This window comes from Burkholderia sp. AcTa6-5, assembly GCF_017815075.1.
In the GTDB taxonomy this organism is placed as follows: domain Bacteria; phylum Pseudomonadota; class Gammaproteobacteria; order Burkholderiales; family Burkholderiaceae; genus Burkholderia; species Burkholderia sola.
On sequence record NZ_JAGIQE010000002.1, the window covers coordinates 43,443 to 67,585 of the forward strand.

The 24,143-nt window shown below is 67.8% G+C and carries 24 protein-coding genes; 13 read left to right on the forward strand and 11 right to left on the reverse strand.

All coding sequences use genetic code 11. The annotated features are described in order from the left end of the window. Positions 1-88 precede the first annotated feature (88 nt). A complete protein-coding gene (locus J8I33_RS03050; protein WP_209933019.1) occupies positions 89-676 on the forward strand; it encodes a methyltransferase domain-containing protein in 588 nt (195 codons plus the stop codon). A gap of 40 nt (positions 677-716) precedes the next feature. On the opposite strand, the gene J8I33_RS03055 is transcribed toward J8I33_RS03050, so the two are convergent. The 3 genes from J8I33_RS03055 to J8I33_RS03065 all read right to left on the reverse strand — a co-directional run bounded on the left by J8I33_RS03055 (position 717) and on the right by J8I33_RS03065 (position 3,972). Further along, entirely contained in the window at positions 717-1,856 is a 1,140-nt protein-coding gene (locus J8I33_RS03055) for an acyltransferase (RefSeq protein WP_209924523.1), read from the reverse strand. Next, entirely contained in the window at positions 1,853-2,659 is an 807-nt protein-coding gene (blaOXA, locus tag J8I33_RS03060; RefSeq protein WP_124595431.1) for an OXA-1043 family class D beta-lactamase, read from the reverse strand. The genes J8I33_RS03055 and blaOXA overlap by 4 nt, the downstream gene beginning before the upstream one ends. A 317-nt stretch (positions 2,660-2,976) precedes the next feature. Continuing rightward, complete coding sequence (locus J8I33_RS03065) at positions 2,977-3,972, reverse strand: hypothetical protein (protein WP_245171383.1); 996 nt, start codon at positions 3,970-3,972, stop codon at positions 2,977-2,979. A gap of 241 nt (positions 3,973-4,213) precedes the next feature. Between J8I33_RS03065 and J8I33_RS34830 the strand changes: the two genes are divergently transcribed. Further along, positions 4,214-4,564, forward strand: a complete 351-nt coding sequence (locus tag J8I33_RS34830; RefSeq protein WP_124654165.1) for a hypothetical protein — start codon at positions 4,214-4,216, stop codon at positions 4,562-4,564. 128 nt (positions 4,565-4,692) lie between these two features. Next, complete coding sequence (locus J8I33_RS03075; protein WP_209924524.1) at positions 4,693-5,244, forward strand: hypothetical protein; 552 nt, start codon at positions 4,693-4,695, stop codon at positions 5,242-5,244. A gap of 27 nt (positions 5,245-5,271) precedes the next feature. Here J8I33_RS03075 and J8I33_RS03080 read toward each other — a convergent pair whose 3' ends face one another. Continuing rightward, positions 5,272-6,147: a LysR family transcriptional regulator gene (locus tag J8I33_RS03080; protein WP_027782171.1), complete on the reverse strand. Its 876-nt coding sequence runs from the start codon at positions 6,145-6,147 to the stop codon at positions 5,272-5,274. Positions 6,148-6,307: 160 nt separating this feature from the next. Between J8I33_RS03080 and J8I33_RS03085 the strand changes: the two genes are divergently transcribed. The 3 genes from J8I33_RS03085 to J8I33_RS03095 all read left to right on the forward strand — a co-directional run bounded on the left by J8I33_RS03085 (position 6,308) and on the right by J8I33_RS03095 (position 8,713). Further along, positions 6,308-7,627, forward strand: a complete 1,320-nt coding sequence (locus tag J8I33_RS03085; protein ID WP_089488962.1) for a DUF3422 domain-containing protein — start codon at positions 6,308-6,310, stop codon at positions 7,625-7,627. 34 nt (positions 7,628-7,661) lie between these two features. After that, positions 7,662-7,865 (forward strand): hypothetical protein, encoded by a 204-nt coding sequence (locus J8I33_RS03090; RefSeq protein WP_124554319.1) that lies wholly within the window; start codon positions 7,662-7,664, stop codon positions 7,863-7,865. Between the two features lie 413 nt (positions 7,866-8,278). Beyond that, positions 8,279-8,713 carry a GNAT family N-acetyltransferase gene (locus J8I33_RS03095; protein WP_124554320.1) on the forward strand — a complete coding sequence of 145 codons (435 nt, stop codon included), beginning with the start codon at positions 8,279-8,281 and terminating at the stop codon, positions 8,711-8,713. A gap of 194 nt (positions 8,714-8,907) precedes the next feature. Here the strand turns inward: J8I33_RS03095 and J8I33_RS03100 are convergent, their stop codons facing one another. Both J8I33_RS03100 and J8I33_RS03105 read right to left on the reverse strand, forming a co-directional pair. Beyond that, complete coding sequence (locus J8I33_RS03100) at positions 8,908-10,191, reverse strand: cystathionine gamma-synthase family protein (RefSeq protein WP_124654096.1); 1,284 nt, start codon at positions 10,189-10,191, stop codon at positions 8,908-8,910. Positions 10,192-10,336: 145 nt separating this feature from the next. After that, the gene (locus J8I33_RS03105) at positions 10,337-11,227 is read right to left on the reverse strand and encodes a LysR family transcriptional regulator (protein ID WP_209933026.1); all 891 of its coding nucleotides are present in this window, start codon (positions 11,225-11,227) and stop codon (positions 10,337-10,339) included. Between the two features lie 137 nt (positions 11,228-11,364). On the opposite strand from J8I33_RS03105, the gene tam reads away from it, so the two are divergent. Next, a complete protein-coding gene (tam, locus tag J8I33_RS03110; protein WP_209924525.1) occupies positions 11,365-12,150 on the forward strand; it encodes a trans-aconitate 2-methyltransferase in 786 nt (261 codons plus the stop codon). 41 nt (positions 12,151-12,191) lie between these two features. Here tam and J8I33_RS03115 read toward each other — a convergent pair whose 3' ends face one another. The 5 genes from J8I33_RS03115 to J8I33_RS03135 all read right to left on the reverse strand — a co-directional run bounded on the left by J8I33_RS03115 (position 12,192) and on the right by J8I33_RS03135 (position 16,370). Continuing rightward, on the reverse strand, positions 12,192-12,782 hold the full coding sequence (locus J8I33_RS03115; protein WP_124595427.1) for a GNAT family N-acetyltransferase: 591 nt from the start codon (positions 12,780-12,782) through the stop codon (positions 12,192-12,194). A gap of 135 nt (positions 12,783-12,917) precedes the next feature. Continuing rightward, entirely contained in the window at positions 12,918-13,802 is an 885-nt protein-coding gene (locus tag J8I33_RS03120; RefSeq protein ID WP_209933034.1) for a helix-turn-helix transcriptional regulator, read from the reverse strand. Between the two features lie 179 nt (positions 13,803-13,981). Then, positions 13,982-15,385 carry an MFS transporter gene (locus J8I33_RS03125; RefSeq protein WP_209933041.1) on the reverse strand — a complete coding sequence of 468 codons (1,404 nt, stop codon included), beginning with the start codon at positions 15,383-15,385 and terminating at the stop codon, positions 13,982-13,984. 213 nt (positions 15,386-15,598) lie between these two features. After that, entirely contained in the window at positions 15,599-15,967 is a 369-nt protein-coding gene (locus tag J8I33_RS03130) for a hypothetical protein (RefSeq protein ID WP_209933047.1), read from the reverse strand. Between the two features lie 22 nt (positions 15,968-15,989). Continuing rightward, positions 15,990-16,370 carry a helix-turn-helix domain-containing protein gene (locus J8I33_RS03135; protein ID WP_050017663.1) on the reverse strand — a complete coding sequence of 127 codons (381 nt, stop codon included), beginning with the start codon at positions 16,368-16,370 and terminating at the stop codon, positions 15,990-15,992. Positions 16,371-16,506: 136 nt separating this feature from the next. Between J8I33_RS03135 and gstA the strand changes: the two genes are divergently transcribed. From gstA to J8I33_RS03165, 6 genes are all read left to right on the forward strand, one after another. After that, the gene (gene gstA / locus J8I33_RS03140) at positions 16,507-17,139 is read left to right on the forward strand and encodes a glutathione transferase GstA (RefSeq protein ID WP_209933054.1); all 633 of its coding nucleotides are present in this window, start codon (positions 16,507-16,509) and stop codon (positions 17,137-17,139) included. Between the two features lie 96 nt (positions 17,140-17,235). Beyond that, positions 17,236-17,622 (forward strand): hypothetical protein, encoded by a 387-nt coding sequence (locus tag J8I33_RS03145; RefSeq protein ID WP_209924529.1) that lies wholly within the window; start codon positions 17,236-17,238, stop codon positions 17,620-17,622. Positions 17,623-17,713: 91 nt separating this feature from the next. Then, positions 17,714-19,006, forward strand: coding sequence for a TolC family protein (locus J8I33_RS03150; RefSeq protein WP_209924530.1), 1,293 nt, complete (start codon positions 17,714-17,716; stop codon positions 19,004-19,006). Positions 19,007-19,017: 11 nt separating this feature from the next. Next, positions 19,018-20,541, forward strand: coding sequence for an efflux RND transporter periplasmic adaptor subunit (locus J8I33_RS03155; protein WP_209933060.1), 1,524 nt, complete (start codon positions 19,018-19,020; stop codon positions 20,539-20,541). After that, entirely contained in the window at positions 20,538-23,744 is a 3,207-nt protein-coding gene (locus tag J8I33_RS03160) for an efflux RND transporter permease subunit (RefSeq protein WP_209933062.1), read from the forward strand. The genes J8I33_RS03155 and J8I33_RS03160 overlap by 4 nt, the downstream gene beginning before the upstream one ends. Next, a complete protein-coding gene (locus J8I33_RS03165; protein WP_124631804.1) occupies positions 23,741-24,109 on the forward strand; it encodes a copper-binding protein in 369 nt (122 codons plus the stop codon). Before J8I33_RS03160 ends, J8I33_RS03165 begins: the two co-directional genes overlap by 4 nt. Positions 24,110-24,143 lie beyond the last annotated feature (34 nt).

The window sequence follows — 24,143 nt, forward strand, 5'->3', positions numbered from 1 at the left end:
GCATGAACCTTGCCCGTATCGCCGTAGCCCTGTCCCGCGCAGTCGTCGGCCCGCCGCCGCTGACCGCGCAAGCGTTCGAGGCCCGCGTATGACGTGGCCGAACGCGTGGCGTGTCTCGGCACTGTTCGTGCGCGAGTGGGTCGGCCGGCCGGCTGCGGTGGGCGCGTTGTGCCCGAGTTCGCGGCATCTGGCGCGCGAGATGGCCGACACGGTGCCGGACGGCGACGGGCTCGTCGTCGAACTCGGCGGCGGCACCGGCGCGATCACCGCGGCGCTGCTCGAACGCGACGTTGCGCCGCGGCGCCTCGTCGTGGTCGAACGCTCGCCGGCGTTCGTGCGGCATCTGCGGCGACGCTTTCCCGGTATCTCGATCGTGTCGGGCGACGCGCGACAGCTCGAACGGTTGTTGCCGCCGGACGCCACGGTCGACGCGATCGTGTCGTGCCTGCCGCTGCGCACGCTGCCGCGCGAGGACGTGACGGCGATCGTCGGTCAATGTCATCGCGTGCTGTCGGCCGCCGGCGTGATGATTCAATTCACCTACGACCTGCGCCCGCCCGGCCGTCACCCGCTGGGCGATTCGTCATTCGTCGCGTGCGACAGCCGGATCGTCTGGGCCAACCTGCCGCCCGCGCGCATCGTGACCGTGCGTTGCGCCGCCGCATACGCAGGCTGACCGCGCCGGCTTCTGCTTTGCTCGCCGCCACCCGCAGGCGCTAGACGCGCGCGCTGTCCGTCACGTGCACCGCGGGCCGCGACGCAACCCGCTTGATGAAGCGGTCGAGCGGCGTCGCATAGCCGCGTGCGATGACCGCACTCAATGCTGCCGACAGCGCCAGATAGGCGACCAGCAGCGCGAGCTTGTCGTCGCCATGCGTGGCAGACGGCGGCCAGAACGTGCGCAGCGCGCCGAGCACGATCAGATGGAACAGATACAGCTCGTAGCTGAGCCGGCCGCTCCGGCGCAGCGGCGCGAGCAGGCGGCCGTGAGCAGATGCGTGTTTCGCATGCGCGCCGATCAGCAGCACGGCCGTGCCGAGCGCCATCGCGGATACGCCGAGCACGTGGCTTTCGGCGATCGGCCACGCGAGATAGAGCGCCGTCATCGCCGTTGCCGCGAGCCATTGCACGGGCGCGGCCGCGAGTCCCTGCCAGCGCGCGCGTTCGGCGAGCAGCGCGGTGCAGCAGCCGATCGCGATGCCGTCGAAGCACGCGAAGTACGCGTACAGGAAGCCGCCTTCGTCGCCGGGATGCGTGTAGCGATACACGGGACCGGTCGCGGCAATCAGCAGCCAGAACGCGAACAGCCGCGTGTCGCGACGCAGCGCGATGCACAGCAGCGGAAACGACAGGTAGAACACCTCTTCGACCGACAGCGACCACAACACGCCGAGCGCGTAGTTGACCCATCCGTATGCGCCGATCAACACGTTCATCCAGAACGTGAGCGACGCCAGGTTCACGAGCCAGTACGACACGGCGATGCCCTGCGGCGCATGGTTCGTGAAGATCGGCACGCCAGCCGCCGCGAGGCCGTCGACGAGCGCGAGCAGCAGAAGCAGGCACGGGACGATCCGCGCAATGCGCGACACGTAGAACGCACGCACGTCGAGCGCACCGAGGCTGCCCCAGCGGCGGCGCGCATTGGACGCGATCAAGTAGCCCGAGATCGCGAAGAACATCGTCACGCCGTAGTTGCCGTTGCGCACGATCGCATGGACCGCGTCCCAGCCGAGCACGCGCGCGAGCGCGGTGTCGCGCAACGGATACGCGATGTTGAAGTGATGCAGCAGGACGAGCAGGATCGACACGCCGCGCAGCAGGTCGATGCGGGCATTGCGGGGACCGGCGCTCATTGTGGCCGGGCCGGTTCGGCGAGCGTCGGCAGCGCCGCGAGGAACGTGTCGCGCGAGCGCAGGCCCGCATTCGGCGTTTGCCGTTCGTCGTCCTGGATCAGGTTCGCGAACACCAGCGTGCGCGGCCCTTTCGTCGCCCAGCCGACGAACCAGCCGTACGCGTGCGCAGCATCGTACCTGGAGCCCGGCGAGCCGGTGCCGGTCTTGCCGTGCACGGTCCAGCCGCCCGGTTGCGCGTCGATCAGCGTGATGCGCTCGGTCATGTCGTATGCGTGTGCGCTGACGGGCAGCGTCCGCTGCGCGATCTTGCGCATGAACGCGACCTGTTCGAGCGGCGAGATCCGTAGCGACGAATTGACCCATGCGCCCATCACGCCGGGGAGTTCGCCCTGCTGGCTGGTGACGTCGGCGTTGCCGTAGCCGAATGCGCTCGTGTACTGCTGGAAGCGTCCTTGCCCGAGCGCCTGCGCGACCTGCTCCGAATACCAGAAGATCGACAGCTTCATCCAGCGCGCCGGGTCGGTCGGTTCGCGCCACGGCGCGCCGCCCCAGTCCGGGTAGCCGGCGTGGAAGTCGAGCGTGGGCGTGTGCGCGTCCTTCAGCACGCCGGCGTCGAAGCCCATCAGGCTGATGGCGACCTTGAACGTCGATGCCGGCGTCACGCGAGTCGTGCAGTCGCCGTGCTGCACGAGCATCTTGCCGGTGGCCGCGTCGGCGACGACGGTGCAGACGGGATGGGCGTGAGAGGACGCGGCGGCCAGCAGGCCGGCGAAGACGAACAGCGTGTCGCGCCAGTGTTTCAAGTGCAGCTCCTTGGAAAGCATGCGGAAGGTGTGCGGGATGGACGGGAAGCGCGAGGAAGGCCCGTGCGCAATCGAAGCGACGGCCGGCATCGGAGATGAGGTCTATTGCAGCCGTCGGGATGGGCCACAGTGTATCGGCGGATCGCCGGCTGCTGACCTGTCATGGTTGACGGGGCACGCGTGCGGCCTTCGCCGTTACCGCGGCTGCGGTCAGGGGCTGCCCGTGGTTGCGACGCGTTACTGGTCCGGCTCCAACCCGAAGTGCAGGAGCGTTTCCCGGCGACAACGTGCTTCCGCGTCGGCTACCGAGATGACGCTCAGCGTGCTCTTCGATCGGTCGATCGGCCCCACGTCGAAGACTTTTCGTTGCGGTGGCGCAGGCGAGTGGAGAACCGGCAGGGTATCGCGCGCGACGGTAGCCGTATTTGAAGCATGCGTGTGTCCATCACGACGTTCGTGCGTGACGAGCCCGGCAATGAGTGGCTTGAACTGCGAGAAGCGAATGGGACGATTGGCGTTCGGCGCGCGACGGCGTCCGGCCGTGGGCTTCGTGATCCGGAATCCGGCGATTGAACGGTGTTTCTGAGTCGTCCGTATATCCCTTTTTCGATCAAGTATCGTTGCAGCGCCAGGACGAACGCGCCATCAGGCGCAACGTTGAACGTCATCACGCGATGCGATCCGGCGCGCGCGCCAGAAGTCTCGCCCGGAGCGCGTCGCGTAAAGCGCACGCAGAGACCGAAGCGATCCGTCGGCCAGCCCGACCGATAGCCCTGAAAATACTGGAACAATGCGGCCTCGTCGCCATGCGGGCCGGGAATGGGCGCATCGAAACCCAATCGTGGCCACGCGTAATACCCGCACAGCCGACGCCCACCGGGCTCGGGTGGCGCTTTACGGCCGCCTATTGCGAATGCGGTGATCCGCGCGATTTTCAACCTATCGCACGCCCTGACGATCCGCCACGGCATCGCCGCACCGAGCCCGACGACAGCGTTATCGGCGAGATCGACGGCCCCGAGTTCGGGTAGGGACGCGTCGTGGGTTTGAAGCACGGATACGCGGTTCTCCGATCGGATCAGTCCCGGATGGGTGACGGAGAATGTCAGTCGATTCGTGCTATCGAGATACACCTGAATATCCGACCCGGCAGGTGTGCCGCACAGCGAAACCGGCAGTTCGTCCGGCACGTCGCCGTCCAGGCCGAGGCGCGCGGCGATATCCAGATCGTTGCGATCGACCGTGAGCCGATCGTCGAAGTACGGCATCTCGTATGGCAGGACGCGACTGAGATCGACACGCTGGACGATCATGGCTGCAGGCGACGAGTGGAAAGCACCCAGCATATCGCCGCGAACCCGGCGGGCCGAGTCCACCAAACGGCTGATCGGCGTCGAAGGGATTGCCCGACGGCGCAAGCGCGACGTGCGGGGCGCGATCCCTGCACATGCATGCCGTTTTTTGCACGACCGACCCGTTTTTTTGCACGGCGTTGATACGGCCTCTTCTAAGCTGGGCATGTGTCGAACAGCCGAGACGGCCTCCGTCCGCGCCATGACGTTCATTCATCCCTTTCCCACGTTCGATGTCACCGGCCGCCGGTTGCGCGCCGGCGCGCCCGCCAACGTCGTGCCGTCCCCGCCGCCGCGCCCGCGCGTGCAACTGCCCGTCACGCTGACGGCCGACTCCGTCGACGCCGCGCACGCCCGGCTTGCCGCGTTGCTGCATTCCCCGCTCGGCGTGTACGTCGTCAGAGCCCGCGCCGTGCGCAACGTGATCCACGTGCAGTTCGACATCGCGCCGGAAGACCTGGATTTCGCGCTGCACACGCTGATCGCGCAGCAAGTCGACGCGGTGATCGGGCCGGTCGCGCGTCGACTATGCGTCCGGCCCGCCGTCCGTTGAATCGGGAACGGCGATTGCTCGGCTAATCCGCTGCTGATTCGCCGGCCGCCGTGTTGTCGGCCGGCCGGTGACGGCGGACGTTTGTGCGCTGCGTCGAACGCGGCGCTACCCCTGAACAGGGAGGGCCTATGTACCTTACGGAAGAAGTGCGTATTGCGCGCCCGGCTGCCCGTCGCGCGCATACCGCGGCGTTGCCGTCGGGCAGGCAGCTTGCCAGGCAGTTGATGGTGACGGTTCGCGCGGCGGACGTGCTGCTGCGCCAGGCGATTCGCGTGCCCGATCGCCATCAGTGGTCGGTCGACGCCGAACGCGTCGATGCGGCCGGCGGGCCGCTCGCCGCATGGGATTCCCACGTGACGTTCCGCATCGTCAAGGCATTCGCGCCGGCGTTCGATGCGAACGCGTGCGCGGCCGACCCCGATCAAGCGGCGGTCGAGATCCGATTGTTTCTTCCCGAACAGGCTTACGTCGCCGAGCGGCGCATCGGCGTCTTCGGCCGACGGCACGGCCAGCGGTTCAGCGCGACGCTGTCGGTCACGTCAGGCTCGCAGTGGGGCGGCCGGCGCAGCGAGCACGTTCCGCCGGCCGGGCGGTACGTGCACGGCGACACGCTGGAAGCGCTCGTCGATACGGTCGCCGGCATCGTCAATGCGGCGTTGCGCGCGGCCGGGCATGGGTGACCTCGTGGCGAGCGGCCGCCGACGGGCTCACGCGTCGCCGGTCTGCCCGGTCTGCCGCTGCAGGTCTTCCATCAACTGTTCGGCGAGGAAGTCGCACGGCGGCCGTTTCGACTTCGTGCTGCGCGCGAGAATCAGCTCGAGCGGCGGCAGGTCGGGCAGACCGTGCGAGCGGCCGAGCATCGACAGTTGCGCGGGGATCGCGCAGCGGGCGAGCGGCGCGACCGCGAGGCCGGCCTCGACCATGCTGAGCAGCCCGAGCAGGCTCGGGCTTTCATACGACGTCCGGTACGGCACTTTCGCGCGTTCGAGGCTGCGGATCGCGTTCTCGCGCGCGACGCTGCCCGGCATGAACACCGCGATCGGCAGCGGCCGCTCCTCCCAGACGCGCGGCCCGTTCGTCATCGCGGCCCACGCCATCGGCTCGTGGCGGATGAAGTCGCCGGTGAGCCCCTTGATGCGCGTCCCGCAGACGAGATCGACGGTGCCCTCCTTGATCAGCGGCGCGAGCGCGCTGCTCGGCAGCCCCATCACCTGGATCTCGACCTTCGGGTAGGTCGCGGAGAATTTCTTCAGCACCGACGGCAGCAGCGACGACGCATAGTCGTCCGGCACGCCGATCACGACCTTGCCGGTCACTTCCGGCCGCACCACGGCCGCCCATGCCTCGTCACGCAGCGCCAGCATTCGCCTGGCGAACCCCAGCAACACCTCGCCCTCGCGCGTCAGCACGATGCTGCGCGGCTTGCGCACGAACAGCGGCCGGCCGATCGCGTCTTCCAGGCTCTTGATCTGCATGCTCACGGCCGACTGCGAGCGGTTCACGGCCTCGGCCGCGCGGGTCATGTTGCCGGTTTCCGCGACGGCGACGACGGTGGCCAGCACGTCGTGATCGAGCATCTTCATGGGTATCAGGAAAACTGAACGTAACGATCAGCATTATGCGTTTTTATTGTTGCTGTGTGTCTGCCATAGTGCGATCACGCTGGCGTTTCGCCCGAGGGGGCGCGGCGATCGGGCCGGACGATCCGGCGGGCGGGACTGAACAGGAAAGCGTGGTGAATCGATGATGGACCATCCGTTGCGCGCCGCACTGGCCGCGGAATTGCATGCCCGGCCGTTTCTGCGGCTCGCCGAAGCCGTGTCGCTCACGCATTACGCGATCTACGCGGACGGCCAGCCCGACATCCACGAAACGCTGCTGCACGCGCTGTGCCGCGAGACCGGCATCGACGCGCCGCACGAAGGCGCGACGCACTACGCGGTGCAGTCGCCGTGCGGCTGGCACCTGAAGTGGGAGCGCCACACCGAATTCTCGACCTTCACGTTCGTCGCGCCGCGTCGCGACACCGGTTATTTCGACGATCTCGCGATCGACGGCATTCCGGCTGCGTGGTTCGCGCGGCTCGCCGGTATCCGGTTCGTCGCGGTGCGGATGGAACTGCTGTCCGGCGACGCCGCGCGGCGCGTGTGCGGCGACCTGCGCCGCTGGATCGACGGGCCCGCGCTCGTCGGCAGCAACGTGCTCGGCGGCGGCAAGGTGTTCTGCGACTGGCACGTGCGCGACGACGGCTTCATGCGTTTTCTGGTGGTCGACGACGATTTCCGCGAGGAGCAGGGCGGCCGGCTGTTGCAGCGCCTGTACGAAATCGAAACGTACCGAATGATGGCGCTGCTTGCGCTGCCCGTCGCGCGCCGGATGAGCCGCGAGCTCGACGAAATCCACGCGGCGCTGCATGCGCTGATGCAGCGGATGGACGCGAGCGGCGCCGATGGCGACGACACGGCGCTGCTCGTCAAGCTCACGCATCTCGCGGTGCGGGTCGAATCGTTGTCGGGATCGGGCGCGCGCTTCAGCGCGTCGCGCGCGTATGAAAAGCTCGTGCTGGCGCGCATCCACGAGTTGCGCGAGGAGCGTATCGAAGGGATGCCGACGATCGCCGAATTCATGGAGCGGCGCTTCGCGCCGGCGATGGAAACCTGCCGCACCGTGTGGGCGCGTCACGAACAGATCGCCGCGCGGATCGCGCGTGCGGTCGACCTGTTGCGCACCCGTGTGAATCTCGCGCAGGAAAAGGACGTCACGCGGCTCTTGGCCGGCATGGAGCGCACCGCGCGCAACCAGCTTCATTTGCAGCACGCGGTCGAAGGGCTGTCGGTGGCCGCTATTTCGTACTACGTGCTGTCGCTCGCGACGGCGGCGTTCAAGGCGCTGCACGTGATGAACCTGCCGGTCGATCCCGAACTGGCGGAAGGGCTGCTGATCGCGCCGGTCGTGTTCGCGGTGATCCACATCACGCGGCGCACGCGGGCGCAGCTTGCGCGGTCCGAGGCGGCGCATGACGGCGCGCCGGTGCCTGCGGCGGCGTTGAAGCAGGCTGGCTAGAACATCAACGACATATCAAGGCAAAGGAGTGGAGATGACTTTTTCGCGGAATCAAGCGGGGTTTTACAGCGGTTTCGATGCCGTGTTCGACGAGCCGGTGCCGGACGATGCCGGTGTGCCGGAAGCGGCGCGCGTGACGTCGTATCAGGCCGTGCTGCAGGAACCGATGACGTCGCTCGTCGGGAATACGCTCGATCGGCCGGAGGTCGCGGCGGTGGCGATTCTCGGATACAACTGACGCGCGTTTCGTTCGCATCGTTTCGACATAACGTCGGCGTGTCATTCGAGCGAAACGCCGGACGCCTTTTGCGCGTCGCACGAGCGCTGCCTTCCCTCTTCGATCTTTCCGCCCCTGTGCGAGCGCCAGTTCGACGAACGCACGCGCGGTCGCACTCCGATACGCGCCCTTGCGCTGCAACAGCACGGCCGTGACGATCGGCGTGATCGTCGTGAACCGGATGATGATTGCGCACGAGCGGTGCCGGATGGCCGACTTGAAGGCGGCGTTCGCAGCGGCGCGAACGCATGACGCCCCGCGATATCGAGCGACCATCACGCGTCGCCACGGATCATGACGACGCGCTATAGTCGTGCGACGCCGGTCGCGGATGCCCCGCGCCCGGTGGTCCTTTCATGCACGTGTTCGCCTCGATGACAGCCCATCCCGACGTTACCCTTCAATTGACCGACACCGAGCAACCGGCCGCCCGAGACTTCATCAGCCGCAAGCTCGGCGAATTCAACCACGCGATGACGGGGCGCGCCGATACGGCGGCGCTCGACGTTTACGTGACCGACCCCGCGACCGGCGACGTATTGGGCGGCCTCACCGGCCGCACGTCGCTCGGCCTGTTCTTTATCGATCTGTTCTATCTGCCCGAATCGCTGCGCGGCGGCGGCTTCGGCAGCCGATTGCTGCGCGAGGCCGAAGTGGAAGCGAAGCGGCGCGGTTGCGCGCGTGCGGTGCTGTACACGATCTCGTTCCAGGCGCCCGATTTCTATCGGAAGCACGGTTACGAGACGTTCGGCGAAGTGCCGTGCGAGCCGGAAGGTGCGGCGCGCGTGTTCATGGTCAAGGTGCTTTGAAGCGGTTCGCGTTGCGCGGCAAGCACGCTCGCGCAGCGCGAAAGTCGGCATCCGGGCGTCGGCATCCGGGCGTCGGCATCGGGCGTCGGCATCGGGCGTCGGCATCGGGCGCGGGGCGGGCATCGCTGAATGCCCGCCCCGCGCCGGCGGGGACCGGCCTCGTACGAACCCGCACGGGGCGCATGCCACGCGTATCAGCAATGCTCCAGCGCGTACGACAGGTCGGCGATCAGGTCGTCCGGATGTTCGAGCCCGACCGACACGCGAATCAACCCTTCCGACACGCCCGCCGCTGCGCGCGCCTCGGCCGGCACGCCCGAATGCGTCGTCGACGCCGGATGGCAGATCAGCGACTCCGTGCCGCCGAGACTGACCGCGGACTTGAAGAGCGTCAGGTGGTTGATGAACCTGAATGCCTGCTCGCGGCCGCCGTCGAGGATGAACGCGAACGTCGAGCCGGGCCCGCTGCACTGACGCTGGTAGACGGCCTGGTAGGCCGGATCGTCGATGAGCTCGGGGTGCAGCACGCGCACCGGCCGATGCGGATTGTCGGCGAGCCAGCGCGCGACGGCGCTGCCGCTGCGCGCGGCCTGCTGCATGCGCAGCACGAGCGTTTCCATCGAGCGCGTGATCATCCACGACGAATGCGGATCGAGCTGCGAGCCGAGCGTGCTGCGGAACGAGCGGATCTTCGTGATCAGGACGCGGGTGCCGGTGACGCCGCCGGCGACGAGGTCGCTATGCCCGCCGATGTATTTCGTCAGCGAGTACACGCTCAGGTCGATGCCCTGGCGCGACGGCTTCTGGTACAGCGGCCCGAGCAGCGTGTTGTCGCAGACCGACAGCGGGCGATAGCCGTGGCGTGCCTCGAACGCATCGATCTCGCTGCGCAGCCCTTCGAGGTCGAACAGCGCGTTGGTCGGGTTGGCAGGCGTCTCGATGTAGCACATCCGCACGTGCCCCTTCTGCGCGGCGGCTTCGAGCGCGGCGCCGATCGCCCGGGTGGACAGCCCGTCGGCGATCACCTCGGAGCGAATGCCCCACTCGGGCAGGAACTTCGAGATCAGCGTTTCGGTGCCGCCGTATAGCGGCACGGACTGGACGACGCAGTCGCCCGGCCGCAGGAAGGTCAGCAGGATCGCGGCGATCGCGGACATGCCGCTCGACGTCACGACGGCGGCTTCGGAATCGTCGAGCAGCGCGAGGCGATCCTCGACGATCTCGAGGTTCGGGTGATTGAACCGGCTGTAGACGAGGCCCGCGCTTTCACCTTCGGGCAAAGGCTTGCGCCCGGCCACGACGTCGAAGAATTCGGCGCCGTCCTCTGCGGTGCGGAACGCGAACGTCGACGTGAGGAACACGGGTGGCTTCACCGACCCTTCCGACAGGAACGGATCGTAGCCGTACGACATCATCTGGGTTTCGGGATGGAGTTCCCGGTCTGCAATCTTGCGCTTGTGGTAGTTGCGATAGGCCATGCAGTGCTCCGTGCGGGGTGGTGAGGAACGGCCGTTGCAGCGGTGGCATGACGCGTGCGGCGCCGGGTAGGCACCGTTTGTCGCGACCGCGTGTGGCGATACTACCCCGAAGGCGCTGCTTCGTGACGCACCCCTGACACTATCGTCAGGCTGCGGCCCGCCCGACGATCATGTCGTAGAGCGCGCGCGCCGCGGGCGACAGTTGCGCATTCCTGCGCGTGACAAGCACGAGCGTGCGCGACACCGACGGCTCGACGAGCTCGATCGTGCGGATCATCGGATACGCGTTCTTCTGGATCGCAAGCTTCGGCACGACGGCCGCGCCGAGCCCTTCCGCGACGAGCCCGAGCGCCGTCGAACTGCGCTGCACCTCGTAGAACGAATGCAGCGACACGCCGCTCGTCTTCAGCGCGCCCTCGAGCAGCCCGCGATTGCCGCTCACTTCGCCGGCGAAGATCAGCGGATGCGGCTGCAGCGCCGCCCAGCGGATGCGCCGCCGCTTCGCGAGCGGGTGATCGTCGCGGCACACAAGTACGTAAGGATCGTGCGTGAGCGGCACGCTGACGAGTTCCGGGTGCTGGTCGCCGGCGATGCTGATGCCGAATTCCGCCTCGCGCCGCAGCACGGCCTGCAGCACCGACGCCGACGCGTGATCGAGAATCTTCACGCGATCGTGCGGCCGGCGCCCGGAGAACGCGCGCAGGATACGCGGCAGGTACTGCACGCCGACCGTTGGCACGCACGCGATCGTGACGTCGCCGCGCTGGCTCAGGCCCGTCTCGCGGATTTCGGTCAGCGCGTCGGACAGTTCGTTCAGCAGCCGGCGCGCCTGCGGCAGGAAACGTCGGCCGATCTCGGTCAGCGTGGTGCGGCGCGTCGTGCGTTCGACCAGCGCGACGCCGAGATACGCTTCGAGCTTGCGCAGCCGCTGCGTGATCGCCGTTTGCGTGACGTGCAGCGTATCGGCTGCCTGCCGGAAGCTGCCGCCGTCGGCGATCGCGACGAAAGCCTGGACACCGAGCGTATCGATCTTCATCAGAATTTTGAATCAATCACGATATTAAATTCATTTTACTGAAGGTCGCCGGCCGTCGCAGAATGCGCTGCATCGACGGCCCGTTGCATCTCGTGCGCGGATGCGCCGCCGCTCCCCTGTCGACAAGGAGACTCATCGTGACGACCCCGCTCGATCAATATGCGAACCAGTACGTGCAGTTCGAGGACGAACGCACGCGGCCGGTGCGCGACCTGCTGGCTGCCGTGCCGAACACGCCGATCCACACCGCGATCGATATCGGTTGCGGGCCCGGCAATTCGACGGAAGCGCTGATCGCGCGCGCACCGGACGCGACGATCCATGGGATCGACGCGTCGGCGGACATGATCGCGGCCGCGCGCAAGCGCCTGCCGGCGCTGCGTTTCGACCTGGCCGATGTCGCCGCATGGGACGATCCGGGCGGCTATGACCTGATCCTGTCGAATGCGGTGCTGCAATGGGTACCTGCGCACGACACGCTGTTCCCGATGCTCGTCGGCCGGCTCGCGCCGGGCGGCCATCTCGCGGTGCAGATGCCCGACAATCTCGACGAACCGGCGCACCGGCTGCTGCGCGAAGTCGCCGCGGCCGGGCCGTGGGCCGACAAGCTGAAAGGCGCGGCGCGCACCGAGCGGTTCGATGCGCGCTATTACCATGCGCTACTCGCGCCGCTGTGTTCGCGCGTGGACGTGTGGCGCACGATCTATTACCACCCGCTGCGCGGCGGCGCGGAGGCGGTCGTCGAATGGTTCAAGGGCAGCGCGCTGCGGCCGTTTCTCGCGGCGCTCGACGCGTCGGAACAGCGCGCGTTCGTCGCACGCTATCGCGATGCGCTGGCCGGGCCGAACGGTTATCCGGTACAGGACGACGGCACGGTGCTGCTGCCGTTTCCGCGCCTGTTCATCGTGGCGACGCGCAAGTAACGCGGCAATGCCCCAGCATTGACGCGACGGATCGCGGTGCGTCAGCGCACCGGCTGCACCGATGCCGGGTCGACCGTGCGGCTTCGCGCGATCTGCCCGTCGCGCAGGTCCTTGTACCAGAACAGTGCGACTTCCCCGGCATGCTCGCCACCGGCGTACAGGAAGCGGTCGTGGCCGCCGAGCGCGAAGCCCGCGCGCGCATACGTCGAGCACGCGGCGACGTTGTTCGCCTGCGTTTCGAGCCGCATGAAGCCGAACCCGTAGCTGCGCGCCCACGCTTGCGCGGCCGCGAGCAGGAGCTGCCCGATGCCCTGGCGCCGGCAGTGGCGGTCGACGGCCAGTTCCGCGATCTCGGCCATGCCGTTCCAGCTTTCCTCGATCGCGACGAACCCGGCGAGCCGTTCGCCGGCCGTCGCGCGAAAGAGCGCCGTTCGGCCCGACGCTTCGCTCGCCCAGCCGGCCGGATCGAAGCCGTAGTCCTTGCGCCGCGGCGGCAGCGCGCGAAGATCGAGCAAGTCCTGATACGGCGGGTTCAATTCCCATGCGATGTCGAACGAGAAATCACAGCCGTCCAGTTCGTCGGCGGCAAGCGCGATCGCCGGTTCGATGCTGATGTGTTCGGCTTGATCCATAGGTCGGTGTCCTGTGTTCGGCGGGATGGCGTGATGGTATCCGTGATGCAATCGTCGGTGCGATGAATACGCGCCGCATCGCGTCCTTGTCGTTGCTTCGTTCATTGCGCCGGGACGCCGACGCAGCGGCTCGGGTCAGCGCGGGATGGCCGGCGGTGCGCCACCGTCGTGCGATCCGGCGGCGGGGAGCACGGCGGTGGCCGAACCCCACGCGGCGAGTTCGCGCTTCGTGCGCACGCCGAGCTTCGCGAATGCGCGCTTCACGTACGACTCGGCCGACGCGACGCGCACGCCGAGAATGTCGGCGGTTTCCGGCACGGTCTTGCCGGAGAGCAGATGCTTGCAGGTTTCGTATTCGCGTTTCGACAGCTTCACGCCGTCGGCCGCGAGCCGCGCATCGAATTGCGCGAGCGGATGGACGTCGGGCGTCGCGTGCGCGATGCGCCGCGCGGCAGTGGTCGACGCATGCAGTTCGAGCAGCGGAAACAGCATGTCGCTGATGCTGCGGAAGCGGTTCATCTCGGCGAGCGTGAACGGCGGCCGGTCGCGGCCGCGCTCCAGCGCGATCGAATGCTGCGAATAGCGGGTGCCGCGTGCGAGCACGCATTCATGCCCGATATGCACGTCGTCGAACAGCCGCTGGCGGAATTCGCCGGGCGGGATCGCCGCGATGTCGCGCACGACGAGCATCGTGCCGGTCTTGCCGCGCAGCCCCGCGAACAGCGGGTCGCTGTCGAGAAAGCGCTCGTAGTAGAGCGTCATCACGTCGGAGATTTCGGTGGACGCGGCGCCGATGCCGCTGCTGCCGATCCATTCGCAACGGTAGCCGGTGGGCATCGTGCCGTCGACGCGCGAGCGTTCGACGTGCGCGACGTCGAGCGGCACGATGTCGTTCAGCAGTTGCGTGAGGCGCGGCACGAAGTGCGGCGTGCCGACCGTCTCGATCAGGTCGCCCAATGCCTTGAACGACACGTTGAGGCGATCGTCGTCGCGATGGATGGAGTTCACGTTGAGCAGCATGCGGTTCCGAAGGGCCTGTTCCGCCCGTGACGCGCGTTCCATTGATACGAAAAAAGAAGGTGTTGGGCGGCCATGGGAAGGGCCATCCGTTCGCTCCGTAGAACGTCGCGTGTCACCCCGAAGCGGGCATACCGGGGAAGTGTAAACGAGTCACTGGCCTTCGCCGTTTCCGCGTGCGACTACGCGTCGATACGCTCCACCTTGCCGACGAGCAGCCCGTACGACAGACTGCCCGCGAGCGCCATCGCGGCGATGTACGTGATCGCGCGCGAGAAGTCCGTGCCGTCGACCAGCAGCCCGATCACGATCGGCGTCGCGATCGCGGACAGGTTGCCGATCAGGTTGAACACGCCGCCCGTGAGGCCGATGAGCCGCGCGGGCGCGAGCCCCGACACGAGCGACCACGTGATCGACGCGAAGCCGTTGCCGAAGAACGCGATCGTCATGAACGCGATCACCCAGCCGGTGGAGCTCACGTAGTTCGCGCCGACGATGCAGGTCGAGATCAGCAGCCCCGAGATGATCGGCAGCTTGCGCGCGAAGCCTTGCGAGGCGCCGCGCCGCATCAGCCAGTCCGACAGCACGCCCGAGCTGAGTACGCCGACGAACGCGGCGAGGAACGGCAGCGACGCGAGGAAGCCCGACTTGATGAAGTCCATCCCGCGATACTTGACGAGGTAGGTCGGGAACCACGTGAGGAAGAACCACAGCGTCGAGTTCAGCGCGAACTGGCCGAGGTAGATGCCCCACAGCTTGCGCCGGCCGAGCACGACGCCGAGGTCGCGCCACGTCGACGGTGCGCGTTCGGTGCGCGCCGCGATGCGGTCCTCGAGATCGACGAGGCCGCCGCCGTCGCGGATCAGCGCGATTTCGGCCGCATTGACGCCGCGCAATGCACGCGGCTCGCGATACACCGCATACCAGATCGCGGCCCATGCGATGCCGGCGAGGCCGGTCGCGACGAACACCATCTGCCAGCCGAGATGCGCCTGCAGCCACGCGAGCACCGGCGTGAGGAACGCGAGGCCGACGAACTGGCCCGACGTATAGCCGCCGATCGCGCTCGCGCGTTCGCGGGTCGGAAACCACGTCGTCACCACGCGGTTGTTGATCGGGTAGGCCGGCGCTTCCAGCGCGCCGACCGCGAGACGCAGCACGATCAGCCCGACGAACGAACCGGCGAAACCGAGCAGCAGCGTCGCGGCCGACCACAGCGCGAGCGCCCCCGCATACAGCACGCGCGGCGACACCTTGTCGACGAGCCAGCCGCCCGGAATCTGCATCAGCGCATAGGTCCAGCCGAACGCGGAGAACACGAGGCCCGCGCGGACCGGATCGATGTGCAGTTCCTTGAACAGCTCGGGCGCCGCGATCGACAGATTGCTGCGGTCGAGATAGTTGATCACGACCGTGACGAACAGCAGCGCGAGGATCAGCAGCCGTTTGCGGCTCGGCGGCGTGGCCGGAGCTGTGGCCGCGGCTGCAGTCGCGCGGGCGGCGGATAGGGATTCGGACGAGGCGCCGACATGCGCGGATGGCCGCTCCGGCGGGTGGGCATGGGTGCGTGACGTGGATTGGGCCACGGTCGTCTCCTGTGTTCTATGCGCCGGCCGGCGCTCGCGAACGAGGCAGCCGGATCGAATGGCGTTGGGGCGAACGTTAGAGCCGTGGCGCGGCGTGCGTCAACATCTGGACAGGCATCCCTATTAATGGGAAGTTGGGCGTTCAGTATGTGGGAATGAGTGCAGGCGGGCCGGGGGTAGCGTCGTGGCGAAGGACAACGAGCGGACGGCCGGTCAGCCGTGCGTGCTGGCGTCACGATAGCCGTTCTTGCCGACGAAGATCTCCTTCAGCGCGGCGCGCAGCGTGACCGGATCGTATAGACCGGGCGCGAGATGGATCACGTAACGCGTCTGGCCGTCGAGACGCGCGGCGACGCCGGGCTCGATCTCGACGTCGATCGTATCGTCGGTCAGCCGCACCGACAGATCCTTGACGCGTACGTTGAGCTGGTCGCGCACCATCACTTCGATCAGCGTGTCGTCCGGAAAGCGCGACAGCGCGAAGCAATAGTCCTGTTCCGCATCGTGACAGTAGATGTTGGCGAAGCTTTCGTCGTCGTCGAGGTCGGACGTGGCCGCGCCGACGGTAGCGTGAAGTTCCATGAACGTGGTTCCTGCTGAAGGGTTATTTGTGAGCGTGCATCGTCGTTTCGGGTGCAGCCGCGGTGTCGGGTATCGCGTCGGCCAGCACATCGCGCGCCTTCAGCCACAGCCCGAATTCGCGCATCACGTCGACCACCGGCCGCAGCCGGTCGCCGTCGGCGGTGAGATCGTACTCGACGCGCACCGGCACTTCCGGATAGACGGTGCGCCGCACGAGCCCCGCGTCTTCCAGCGCGCGCAGGTCGAGCGTCAGCATGCGCTGCGAGATGCCCGGCATGTCGCGCCGCAGGTCGCTGAAGCGGCGCGGCCCGTCGAGCAGATACGACACCAGCAGCAGCCGCCAGCGGCCGCCGAGCAGGCGCATCGCTTCTTCAACGGAACATCCTGTCGCACTCGTTTTCATCGAGCTGGTTCCTGGTCGGTAAATTTTTTGTGACTACGGCACAAACGACTGCCGTCTTCTCAGCACCGCGCCGATGCGAGATATTAGCGCCCGCGTCGCGGCGAATCGATACCTGGACAACCCACGAAGGACACGCATGAAGCTCTATCACGCTCCCGGCAGCTGTTCGCAGGCGATCTGCATCGTACTGCGCGAAGGCGGATTCGACGCGGAGATCGTCAAGGTCGACGCGCGCAAGCATGTCGTCGATGGCGGCCGCGATTACTACGACGTGACCGAACTCGGCTACGTGCCGCTGCTCGAACTCGACGACGGCACGATGCTGCGCGAAGGGCCGGTGATCGCCCAGTATCTCGCGGACCAGCGCCCGGAAGCCGCGCTTGCGCCCGCTTACGGCACACTCGCGCGCTACCGGCTGATGGAATGGCTGAACTTTCTCGGCACCGAGATCCACAAGGGCTTCATCCCGCTGTTGTATGCGGTGCAGGCGGGGAAGTACGTCGAGCCCGTGCGGCAGAAGCTCGACGGCCGCTTCGCGTGGATCGACCGCCAGCTCGACGGCAGGACGTTCGTCACCGGCGACACGTTCACCGTCGCCGATGCGTACCTGTTCGCGCTGACCGGCTGGGGCAAGGCCGACTGGATGCGCTCGGCGTACAACGCGGAAATCGACCTGAGCCGGCATGCGCATCTGCGTGCGTGGTACGAGCGGGTGCGCGCGCGGCCGGCGGTGCAGGCCGTGCTGGCGGCGGACAACCTGCTGCGATGACGCGCGACGGCCGTGGCGGCCGCGGCGCGGAACGCGCGTCGTTTCGCCGTCGCGACGCAGCGCCATGCCGCAACAGCCCGCGCTATAATCGCCGCCATGAAACTGCTTCGGACCTTCATCCTGCTGCTGCTGTGCGCGGTGCTGCCCATCACTGGGCTGGCAGCCAGCGGCCTGACCGGCGAATGTCCGATGCAGCACACGATGTCGATGGAGGCGGACACCGGCATGAAGATGGCCATGTCCGCCGACATGCGCGGCTGCGATTCGATGCAGCCGTCATCCGCCGATCACGCGAAGGCCAAAGCCAAGGGCACGGCGTGCAAGGTGACGGCCCAATGCCAGTTCGGCAGTCTCTACTACCCGGCAGCCCGCGCCGACGTCAGCCGTCCCGCCGCATTCTCCAGCACGATCGTCTTCCACTACACGCAGTCCGTCCCGGCTCGCGACCCGAACGGGTTGTGGCGCCCGCCACGCTTCAGCTGATCCCGATTTGACCGGTTCACCGCGCACGCGGTGAGGTTCGTCCTGCGCGCAGGACGGGGAATCCCTTTGGGTTCCGATTTGGGGTTACACCATGTCATTCGCTTTCCGCACGCCGCGCATGCCGCGTGCATGTCGGCGCGCGCCCGTACCGTGGGCCGCGCTGCTGATGGCGGGCGCCGTTCACGCGCAGCAGTCGCCGCTGACGCTGGACGCCGCGCTGCAGTCCGCCACCGATCGTTCCGCGTCGATGCAGGCCGCGCAGGCTTCCGTGCTCGCGCGTTCCGAAGCGGCCGTCAAGGCCGGCCAGTTGCCGGACCCGATGCTCAAGGCCGGCATCGACAACCTGCCAATCAACGGCGGGCAGCGCTTCACCGTCGGCCAGGATTTCATGACGATGCGCCGCATCGGCATCGAGCAGGAATGGGTGTCCGGCGACAAGCGGCGGCTGCGTACCGCGCTCGCCGGCGAACAGGTCGGCCGCGAGCGCGCCGGCTATCTCGTGCAACTGGCGGCCGTACGCCGGCAGACCGCGACGGCGTGGCTCGATGCCGTCTATGCGAAGCAGGCGCTCGCGCTTCAGCAGGCGCTGCTCGGTCACATGAACCATGAACTCGACGCGACGCAGGCGTCGTATCGCGGCGCGAAGGCGAGCGCGGGCGACGTCGTCCAGGCGCGGGCCATGCTCGCGCAGACGCAGGATCAACTGCTGAAGGCGCAGCAGGTCTACCAGACCGCGCTCATTGCGTTGTCGCGCTGGACCGCCGTGCCCGTCGACGATGTCGCGGGCACGCCGCCCGCACCGGTGTCGTTCGTGTCGTCGTTGCCGCCCGATGAATTGCGGCTGTCGCAGCCGGCGCTCATCACGGCCGCGGACGATATCGCCGTCGCCGAGGCCGATACGGCCGTCGCGAACAGCGAGCGCAGCCCGAACTGGACGTGGGAAGTCGCGTACCAGCAGCGCGGCGGCGCGTATTCGAACATGGTGTCCATCGGCGTGACGATCCCGCTGCCGCTCAATCGCAAGAATCGCCAGAACCGCGACGTGGCCGAGAAAGCCGAGCTCGCGACGAAGGCGCGCCTGACGTACGAGGACACGCTGCGCCAGGTGCAGGCCGATATCCGCACGCAGTCCGCGACGCTCGCGAGCGGTCGCGCGCGCATCGCGCATCTCGGCGACGCGTTGCTACCGGCCGCCGATCAGCGCGTGCAGCTCGCGGCGGCGGCATACCGCGCCGGCACGGGGTCGCTCGCCGACACGTTCGCCGCGCGGCGTGCGCAACTCGACGCGCAGTTGCAGGTGCTCGATCTCAGGCGCGAGGTCTCGCAGACCTGGGCGCAACTCGAATATCAGGTCGTGCCGTCGGCGACGGCCGCCGCGCAGTGAAGGAGACGCTCATGACAAGGCAATCACTGATGCGTGCGGCGCTGATCGCGTTCGCCGGTGCGGCGCTCGCCGGCGCCGGCTATTTCGCGGGCGTTCGCCATGCGACGCGCGGCGCGGCGACGGCCGCCATGCCCGCCGCCGCGCCGTCGGGCGTGCCGGCTCAGCAGGCCTCGCGCAAGGTGCTGTACTGGCATGACCCGATGGTGCCGAACCAGCACTTCGACAAACCGGGCAAATCGCCGTTCATGGACATGCAGTTGCAGCCCGTCTACGCGGACGAAGGCGGTGCCGCATCCGGCATCCGGATCGATCCGGGCCTGCAGCAGAACCTCGGCATTCGCTATGCGACCGTGCGCCGGCAGCAGACGGCGGCCGGCTTCGACGCGGTGGGCACCACGCAGTTCGACGAAGCGCGCGCGGCGGTCGTGCAGTCGCGCGTGACGGGCTACATCGATCGTCTGTATGCGCGTGCGCCGATGCAGCGCATTGCGAAGGGCGCGCCGGTCGCATTGCTGTTCGTGCCCGACTGGCTCGCGCCGCAGGAGGAGTATCTCGCGCTGAAGCGCGGCGGGATGGACGGCAGCCTGCTCGATGCGGCGCGCGCACGGATGCGGGCGCTGTCGATCCCGGACGCGATGATCGCGGCCCTCGATCGCACCGGCCGCGCGCAGACGCACGTCGTGCTGAGCGCGCCGGAGAGCGGCGTCGTCAGCGAGCTGAACGTGCGCGACGGCGCGATGGTCGCGCCCGGCCAGACACTCGCGAAGATCGCCGGGCTGTCGACGCTGTGGCTGATCGTCGAGGTGCCGGAAGCGCTCGCCTTGAACGTGCAGCCGGGGATGTCGGTCGACGCGACGTTCGCCGTCGATCCGGCCCGGCATTTCAGCGGCCGCATCCGCGAAGTGCTGCCCGGCATCAGCACGGGCAGCCGTACGTTGCAGGCGCGCGTGGAGATCGACAACGCGTCGCTGAAGCTCACGCCCGGCATGCTGATGCGCGTGAAGGTCGCCGCGCAGGAGAAGGCGTCGCGCCTGCTCGTGCCGTCCGAGGCGGTGATCGAGACCGGCCGGCGCACGATCGTCATCGCGAAACTTGGCGACGGCCGGCTTCAGCCGGTCGCGGTGACGGTCGGCAACGACGTCGGCGGCGACACGGAAGTGCTCGGCGGGCTGAACGAAGGCGACACGGTCGTCGCGTCGGGGCAGTTCCTGATCGATTCGGAAGCCAGCCTGAAAAGCGTGCTGCCGCGGCTGGAGGGGGCGGCAGGCACAAGCGCGGCCGCCTCATCCGCGACGGCAACCGCGCCGGTCTACGAAACCACCGGCAAGGTGGAGAACGTCACGGCCGACGACATCACGTTCTCGCATCAACCGGTGCCGGCGCTTGGCTGGGGCGCGATGACGATGGCGTTCGGCAAGCCGTCGGCGCACGCGTTTCCGGACGTGAAGCCGGGCCAGACCGTGCGCTTCGCGTTCACGCAGACCGACGACGGCTATCGGCTGACGAAGGTCGAGCCGCAGGGAGGCGAGCGATGATCGCGCGCATCATTCACTGGTCCGTCCATCACCGGTTTCTGGTGCTGCTGGCCACCGTGCTGCTCGCGGCATGGGGCGTGCATTCGCTGCGGCAGACGCCGCTCGACGCGTTGCCCGACCTGTCGGACACGCAGGTGATCGTGAAGGCGTCGTATCCGGGTAAGGCGCCGCAGGTCGTCGAGGATCAGGTGACCTATCCGCTGACGACGACGCTGCTCGGCGTGCCGGGCGCGAAAACCGTGCGCGCGTACTCGTCGTTCGGCGACGCGTTCGTCTACGTGCTGTTCGACGACCGCACCGATCCGTACTGGGCGCGTTCGCGCGTGCTCGAATACCTGAGCCAGGTGCAGAGCCGCCTGCCGGCGGGCGCGACCGTGTCGCTCGGGCCGGATGCGACCGGCGTCGGCTGGGTATACGAATACGCGCTCGTCGATCGCACCGGCCGTCACGATCCCGGCCAACTGCGCGCACTCAACGACTGGTTCCTGAAGTTCGAGCTGAAGGCCGTGCCGGACGTATCGGAAGTGGCGAGCATCGGCGGCATGGTGCGCCAGTACCAGGTCGTGCTCGATCCGGACAAGCTGCGCGCGTACGGCATCACGCAGGCGGCGGTTGCGGAGGCGCTGGGCAAGGCCAACCAGGCCTCCGGCGGCTCGGTCGTCGAGCTGGCCGAGTCGGAGTACATGGTGCGCTCGTCCGGCTACCTGCGCACGCTCGACGATTTCCGTCACGTCGTGCTGCGCACCGACGACACCGGCACGCCGGTCCTGCTCGGCGACGTCGCGCGCATCCAGGTCGGCCCGGCGACGCGGCGCGGCATCGCGGAGCTGAACGGGCACGGCGAGGTGACGGGCGGTGTCGTCGTGATGCGTTCGGGCAAGAACGCGCTGACGACGATCGACGCGGTGAAGGCGAAGCTCGCCGACCTGAAGCGTTCGCTGCCGCCGGGCGTCGAGATCGTCACGACCTACGACCGTTCGCAACTGATCGCGCGCGCGGTCGACAACCTGACGGACAAGCTGATCGAGGAATTCGTCATCGTCGGCATCGTCTGCGCGGTGTTCCTGTTTCATCTGCGCAGCGCGCTGGTCGCGATCCTGTCGCTGCCGCTCGGCGTGCTGGCCGCGTTCATCGTGATGCGCTACCAGGGCGTGAATGCGAACCTGATGTCGCTCGGCGGGATCGCGATCGCGATCGGCGCGATGATCGACGCGGCGATCGTGATGATCGAGAACGCGCACAAGCATCTGGAAGCATACGACCGCGCGCATCCCGGCGAGCCGATCACCACTGCGCGCCGTTGGGAAATCGTCGCGGCGTCGGCCGCGGAGGTCGGGCCGGCACTGTTCTTCTCGCTGCTGATCATCACGCTGTCGTTCGTTCCGGTGTTTTCGCTGGAAGGGCAGGAGGGCAAGCTGTTCGCGCCGCTCGCGTTCACGAAGACCTATACGATCGCGGCCGCCGCCGGGCTGTCGGTGACACTGGTGCCGGTGCTGATGGGCTATCTGGTGCGCGGTCGCATTCCGCACGAGCACGCGAACCCGCTCAACCGCGTGCTGATCGGTCTGTACCGGCCGCTGCTCGACGCGACGCTGCGGCGCCCGTGGGCCGCGATCGGCGTCGCGGTCGTCGCGCTCGTGCTGACCGCCGTGCCGTTGTCGCGGCTCGGCGGCGAATTCATGCCGCCGCTCGACGAAGGCGATTTGCTGTACATGCCGACCGCGCTGCCGGGCATCTCGGCGGACAAGGCGAGCGAGCTGCTGCAGCAGACCGACCGGCTGATCAAGACCGTGCCCGAGGTCGACACGGTGTTCGGCAAGTCGGGCCGCGCCGATACGGCGACCGACCCGGCGCCGCTCGAGATGTTCGAGACGACGATCCGCTTCAAGCCGCGCAGCGCGTGGCGGCCGGGCATGACGCCGGAGAAGCTCGTCGACGAACTCGACCGGACGGTGAAGGTGCCGGGCTTGTCGAACGTATGGGTGCCGCCGATCCGCAACCGGCTCGACATGCTGTCCACCGGGATCAAGACGCCGGTCGGCGTGAAGATTTCCGGGCCGGACCTGGCGGGGATCGACGCGATCGCGACACAGGTCGAGGCAGCCGTGAAGCGCGTGCCGGGCGTGACGTCCGCGCTCGCGGAACGGCTGAACGGCGGCCGCTACATCGACGTCGACATCGACCGGCTCGCCGCCGCGCGTTACGGGCTGTCGGTGGCCGATATCCAGTCGGTCGTGTCGTCGGCGATCGGCGGCGAGGACGTCGGCGAAGTGATCGCCGGGCGCGAGCGCTTCCCGATCAACATCCGCTATCCGCGCGAGATCCGCGATTCGCTCGAGAACCTGCGGCAACTGCCGATCGTCACCGCGCGCGGCGCGCAGATCCGCCTCGGCGACGTCGCGCACGTCGCGATCGCCGACGGGCCGCCGATGATCCGCAGCGAAAACGCGCGGCTGTCCGGCTACGTGTACGTCGATCTCCGCGGTACCGATCTCAGCACGGCCGTCCGTGCGATGCAGAAGACCGTCGCGCAACAGGTCGCGTTGCCGCCCGGCTATTCGATCGCGTGGTCGGGCCAGTTCGAGTACCTCGAACGCGCGGCGGCGACGCTGCGCACCGTCGTGCCCGTCACGCTCGTCGTGATCTTCGTGTTGTTGTTCGTCACGTTCGATTCGGCGGCCGACGCGCTGCTGCTGATGTCGACGGTCCCGTTCGCGCTGGTCGGCGGGTTCTGGCTCGTGTGGGCGCTCGGCCATGCGGTGTCGGTCGCGACGTCGGTCGGCTTCATCGCACTGGCCGGCGTGGCCGCCGAATTCGGCGTCGTGATGCTGCTGTACCTGAAGGGCGCGCTGCAGCGCCGGCTCGATGCCGGCGAACCGCTGACCGATGCGTTGCTGCTCGACGCGATTCGCGAAGGCGCGGTGTTGCGCGTGCGGCCGAAGGCGATGACGGTCGCCGTCGTGCTCGCCGGGCTCGTGCCGATCATGATCGGCCACGGCGCCGGCTCCGAAGTCATGCAGCGCATCGCCGCGCCGATGGTCGGCGGCATGGTCACGGCGCCGCTCTTGTCGATGTTCGTCATTCCCGCCGCGTGGCTTCTGCTTCAGCGCCGTCGTGCGCGAAGCGCGGGCCGCGCGCGGCATTCCGATGCAGTTCCTTCCGGCACGAACGTGCCATCTATCCCAACCGGAGAATCACGATGAAGATGAATCAATTGATCGCCACGGCCACCGCTGTCGTCGCGCTGAGTGCGTTCGCGGTACCGGCGTTCGCCGCCGGCGAGATGTCGGGCATGGACATGTCCGGCATGAAGATGTCGTCGGACGGTGCGGCGGAATCGAATGCCGCGCTGACGGACGCCGAGGTGAAGAAGGTCGATGCCGCGAGCGGCAAGATCACGCTGAAGCACGGCGCGCTGGAGAACGTCGGGATGCCGCCGATGACGATGGCGTTCAAGGCGAAGGATGCGGCGATGCTCGCGCAAGCGCATGCGGGCGACAAGGTCAGGGTGCGGATCGAGAAGGTCGACGGTACGTTGACGATCGTCAAACTCGTCAAGGGTTCCTGATCGTCCGGATGCGGGCGTTGCCGTCGCCCGCGTC

Excerpts from the sequence above, each read along its gene's own strand:
- J8I33_RS03150 (WP_209924530.1), top strand. The coding sequence starts at position 17,714 with ATGTCATTCGCTTTCCGCACGCCGCGCATGCCGCGTGCATGTCGGCGC.
- J8I33_RS03080 (WP_027782171.1), bottom strand. The coding sequence starts at position 6,147 with ATGAAGATGCTCGATCACGACGTGCTGGCCACCGTCGTCGCCGTCGCG.
- J8I33_RS03155 (WP_209933060.1), top strand. The coding sequence starts at position 19,018 with ATGACAAGGCAATCACTGATGCGTGCGGCGCTGATCGCGTTCGCCGGT.
- J8I33_RS03055 (WP_209924523.1), bottom strand. The coding sequence starts at position 1,856 with ATGAGCGCCGGTCCCCGCAATGCCCGCATCGACCTGCTGCGCGGCGTG.
- J8I33_RS03100 (WP_124654096.1), bottom strand. The coding sequence starts at position 10,191 with ATGGCCTATCGCAACTACCACAAGCGCAAGATTGCAGACCGGGAACTC.
- J8I33_RS03120 (WP_209933034.1), bottom strand. The coding sequence starts at position 13,802 with ATGCTGCTCAACGTGAACTCCATCCATCGCGACGACGATCGCCTCAAC.
- J8I33_RS03085 (WP_089488962.1), top strand. The coding sequence starts at position 6,308 with ATGATGGACCATCCGTTGCGCGCCGCACTGGCCGCGGAATTGCATGCC.
- J8I33_RS03130 (WP_209933047.1), bottom strand. The coding sequence starts at position 15,967 with ATGGAACTTCACGCTACCGTCGGCGCGGCCACGTCCGACCTCGACGAC.
- J8I33_RS03050 (WP_209933019.1), top strand. The coding sequence starts at position 89 with ATGACGTGGCCGAACGCGTGGCGTGTCTCGGCACTGTTCGTGCGCGAG.
- J8I33_RS03095 (WP_124554320.1), top strand. The coding sequence starts at position 8,279 with ATGACAGCCCATCCCGACGTTACCCTTCAATTGACCGACACCGAGCAA.
- J8I33_RS03135 (WP_050017663.1), bottom strand. The coding sequence starts at position 16,370 with ATGAAAACGAGTGCGACAGGATGTTCCGTTGAAGAAGCGATGCGCCTG.
- J8I33_RS03065 (WP_245171383.1), bottom strand. The coding sequence starts at position 3,972 with ATGATCGTCCAGCGTGTCGATCTCAGTCGCGTCCTGCCATACGAGATG.
- J8I33_RS03075 (WP_209924524.1), top strand. The coding sequence starts at position 4,693 with ATGTACCTTACGGAAGAAGTGCGTATTGCGCGCCCGGCTGCCCGTCGC.
- J8I33_RS03165 (WP_124631804.1), top strand. The coding sequence starts at position 23,741 with ATGAAGATGAATCAATTGATCGCCACGGCCACCGCTGTCGTCGCGCTG.
- J8I33_RS03145 (WP_209924529.1), top strand. The coding sequence starts at position 17,236 with ATGAAACTGCTTCGGACCTTCATCCTGCTGCTGCTGTGCGCGGTGCTG.
- J8I33_RS03115 (WP_124595427.1), bottom strand. The coding sequence starts at position 12,782 with ATGGATCAAGCCGAACACATCAGCATCGAACCGGCGATCGCGCTTGCC.
- J8I33_RS03090 (WP_124554319.1), top strand. The coding sequence starts at position 7,662 with ATGACTTTTTCGCGGAATCAAGCGGGGTTTTACAGCGGTTTCGATGCC.
- J8I33_RS34830 (WP_124654165.1), top strand. The coding sequence starts at position 4,214 with ATGACGTTCATTCATCCCTTTCCCACGTTCGATGTCACCGGCCGCCGG.
- J8I33_RS03160 (WP_209933062.1), top strand. The coding sequence starts at position 20,538 with ATGATCGCGCGCATCATTCACTGGTCCGTCCATCACCGGTTTCTGGTG.
- J8I33_RS03105 (WP_209933026.1), bottom strand. The coding sequence starts at position 11,227 with ATGAAGATCGATACGCTCGGTGTCCAGGCTTTCGTCGCGATCGCCGAC.
- gstA (WP_209933054.1), top strand. The coding sequence starts at position 16,507 with ATGAAGCTCTATCACGCTCCCGGCAGCTGTTCGCAGGCGATCTGCATC.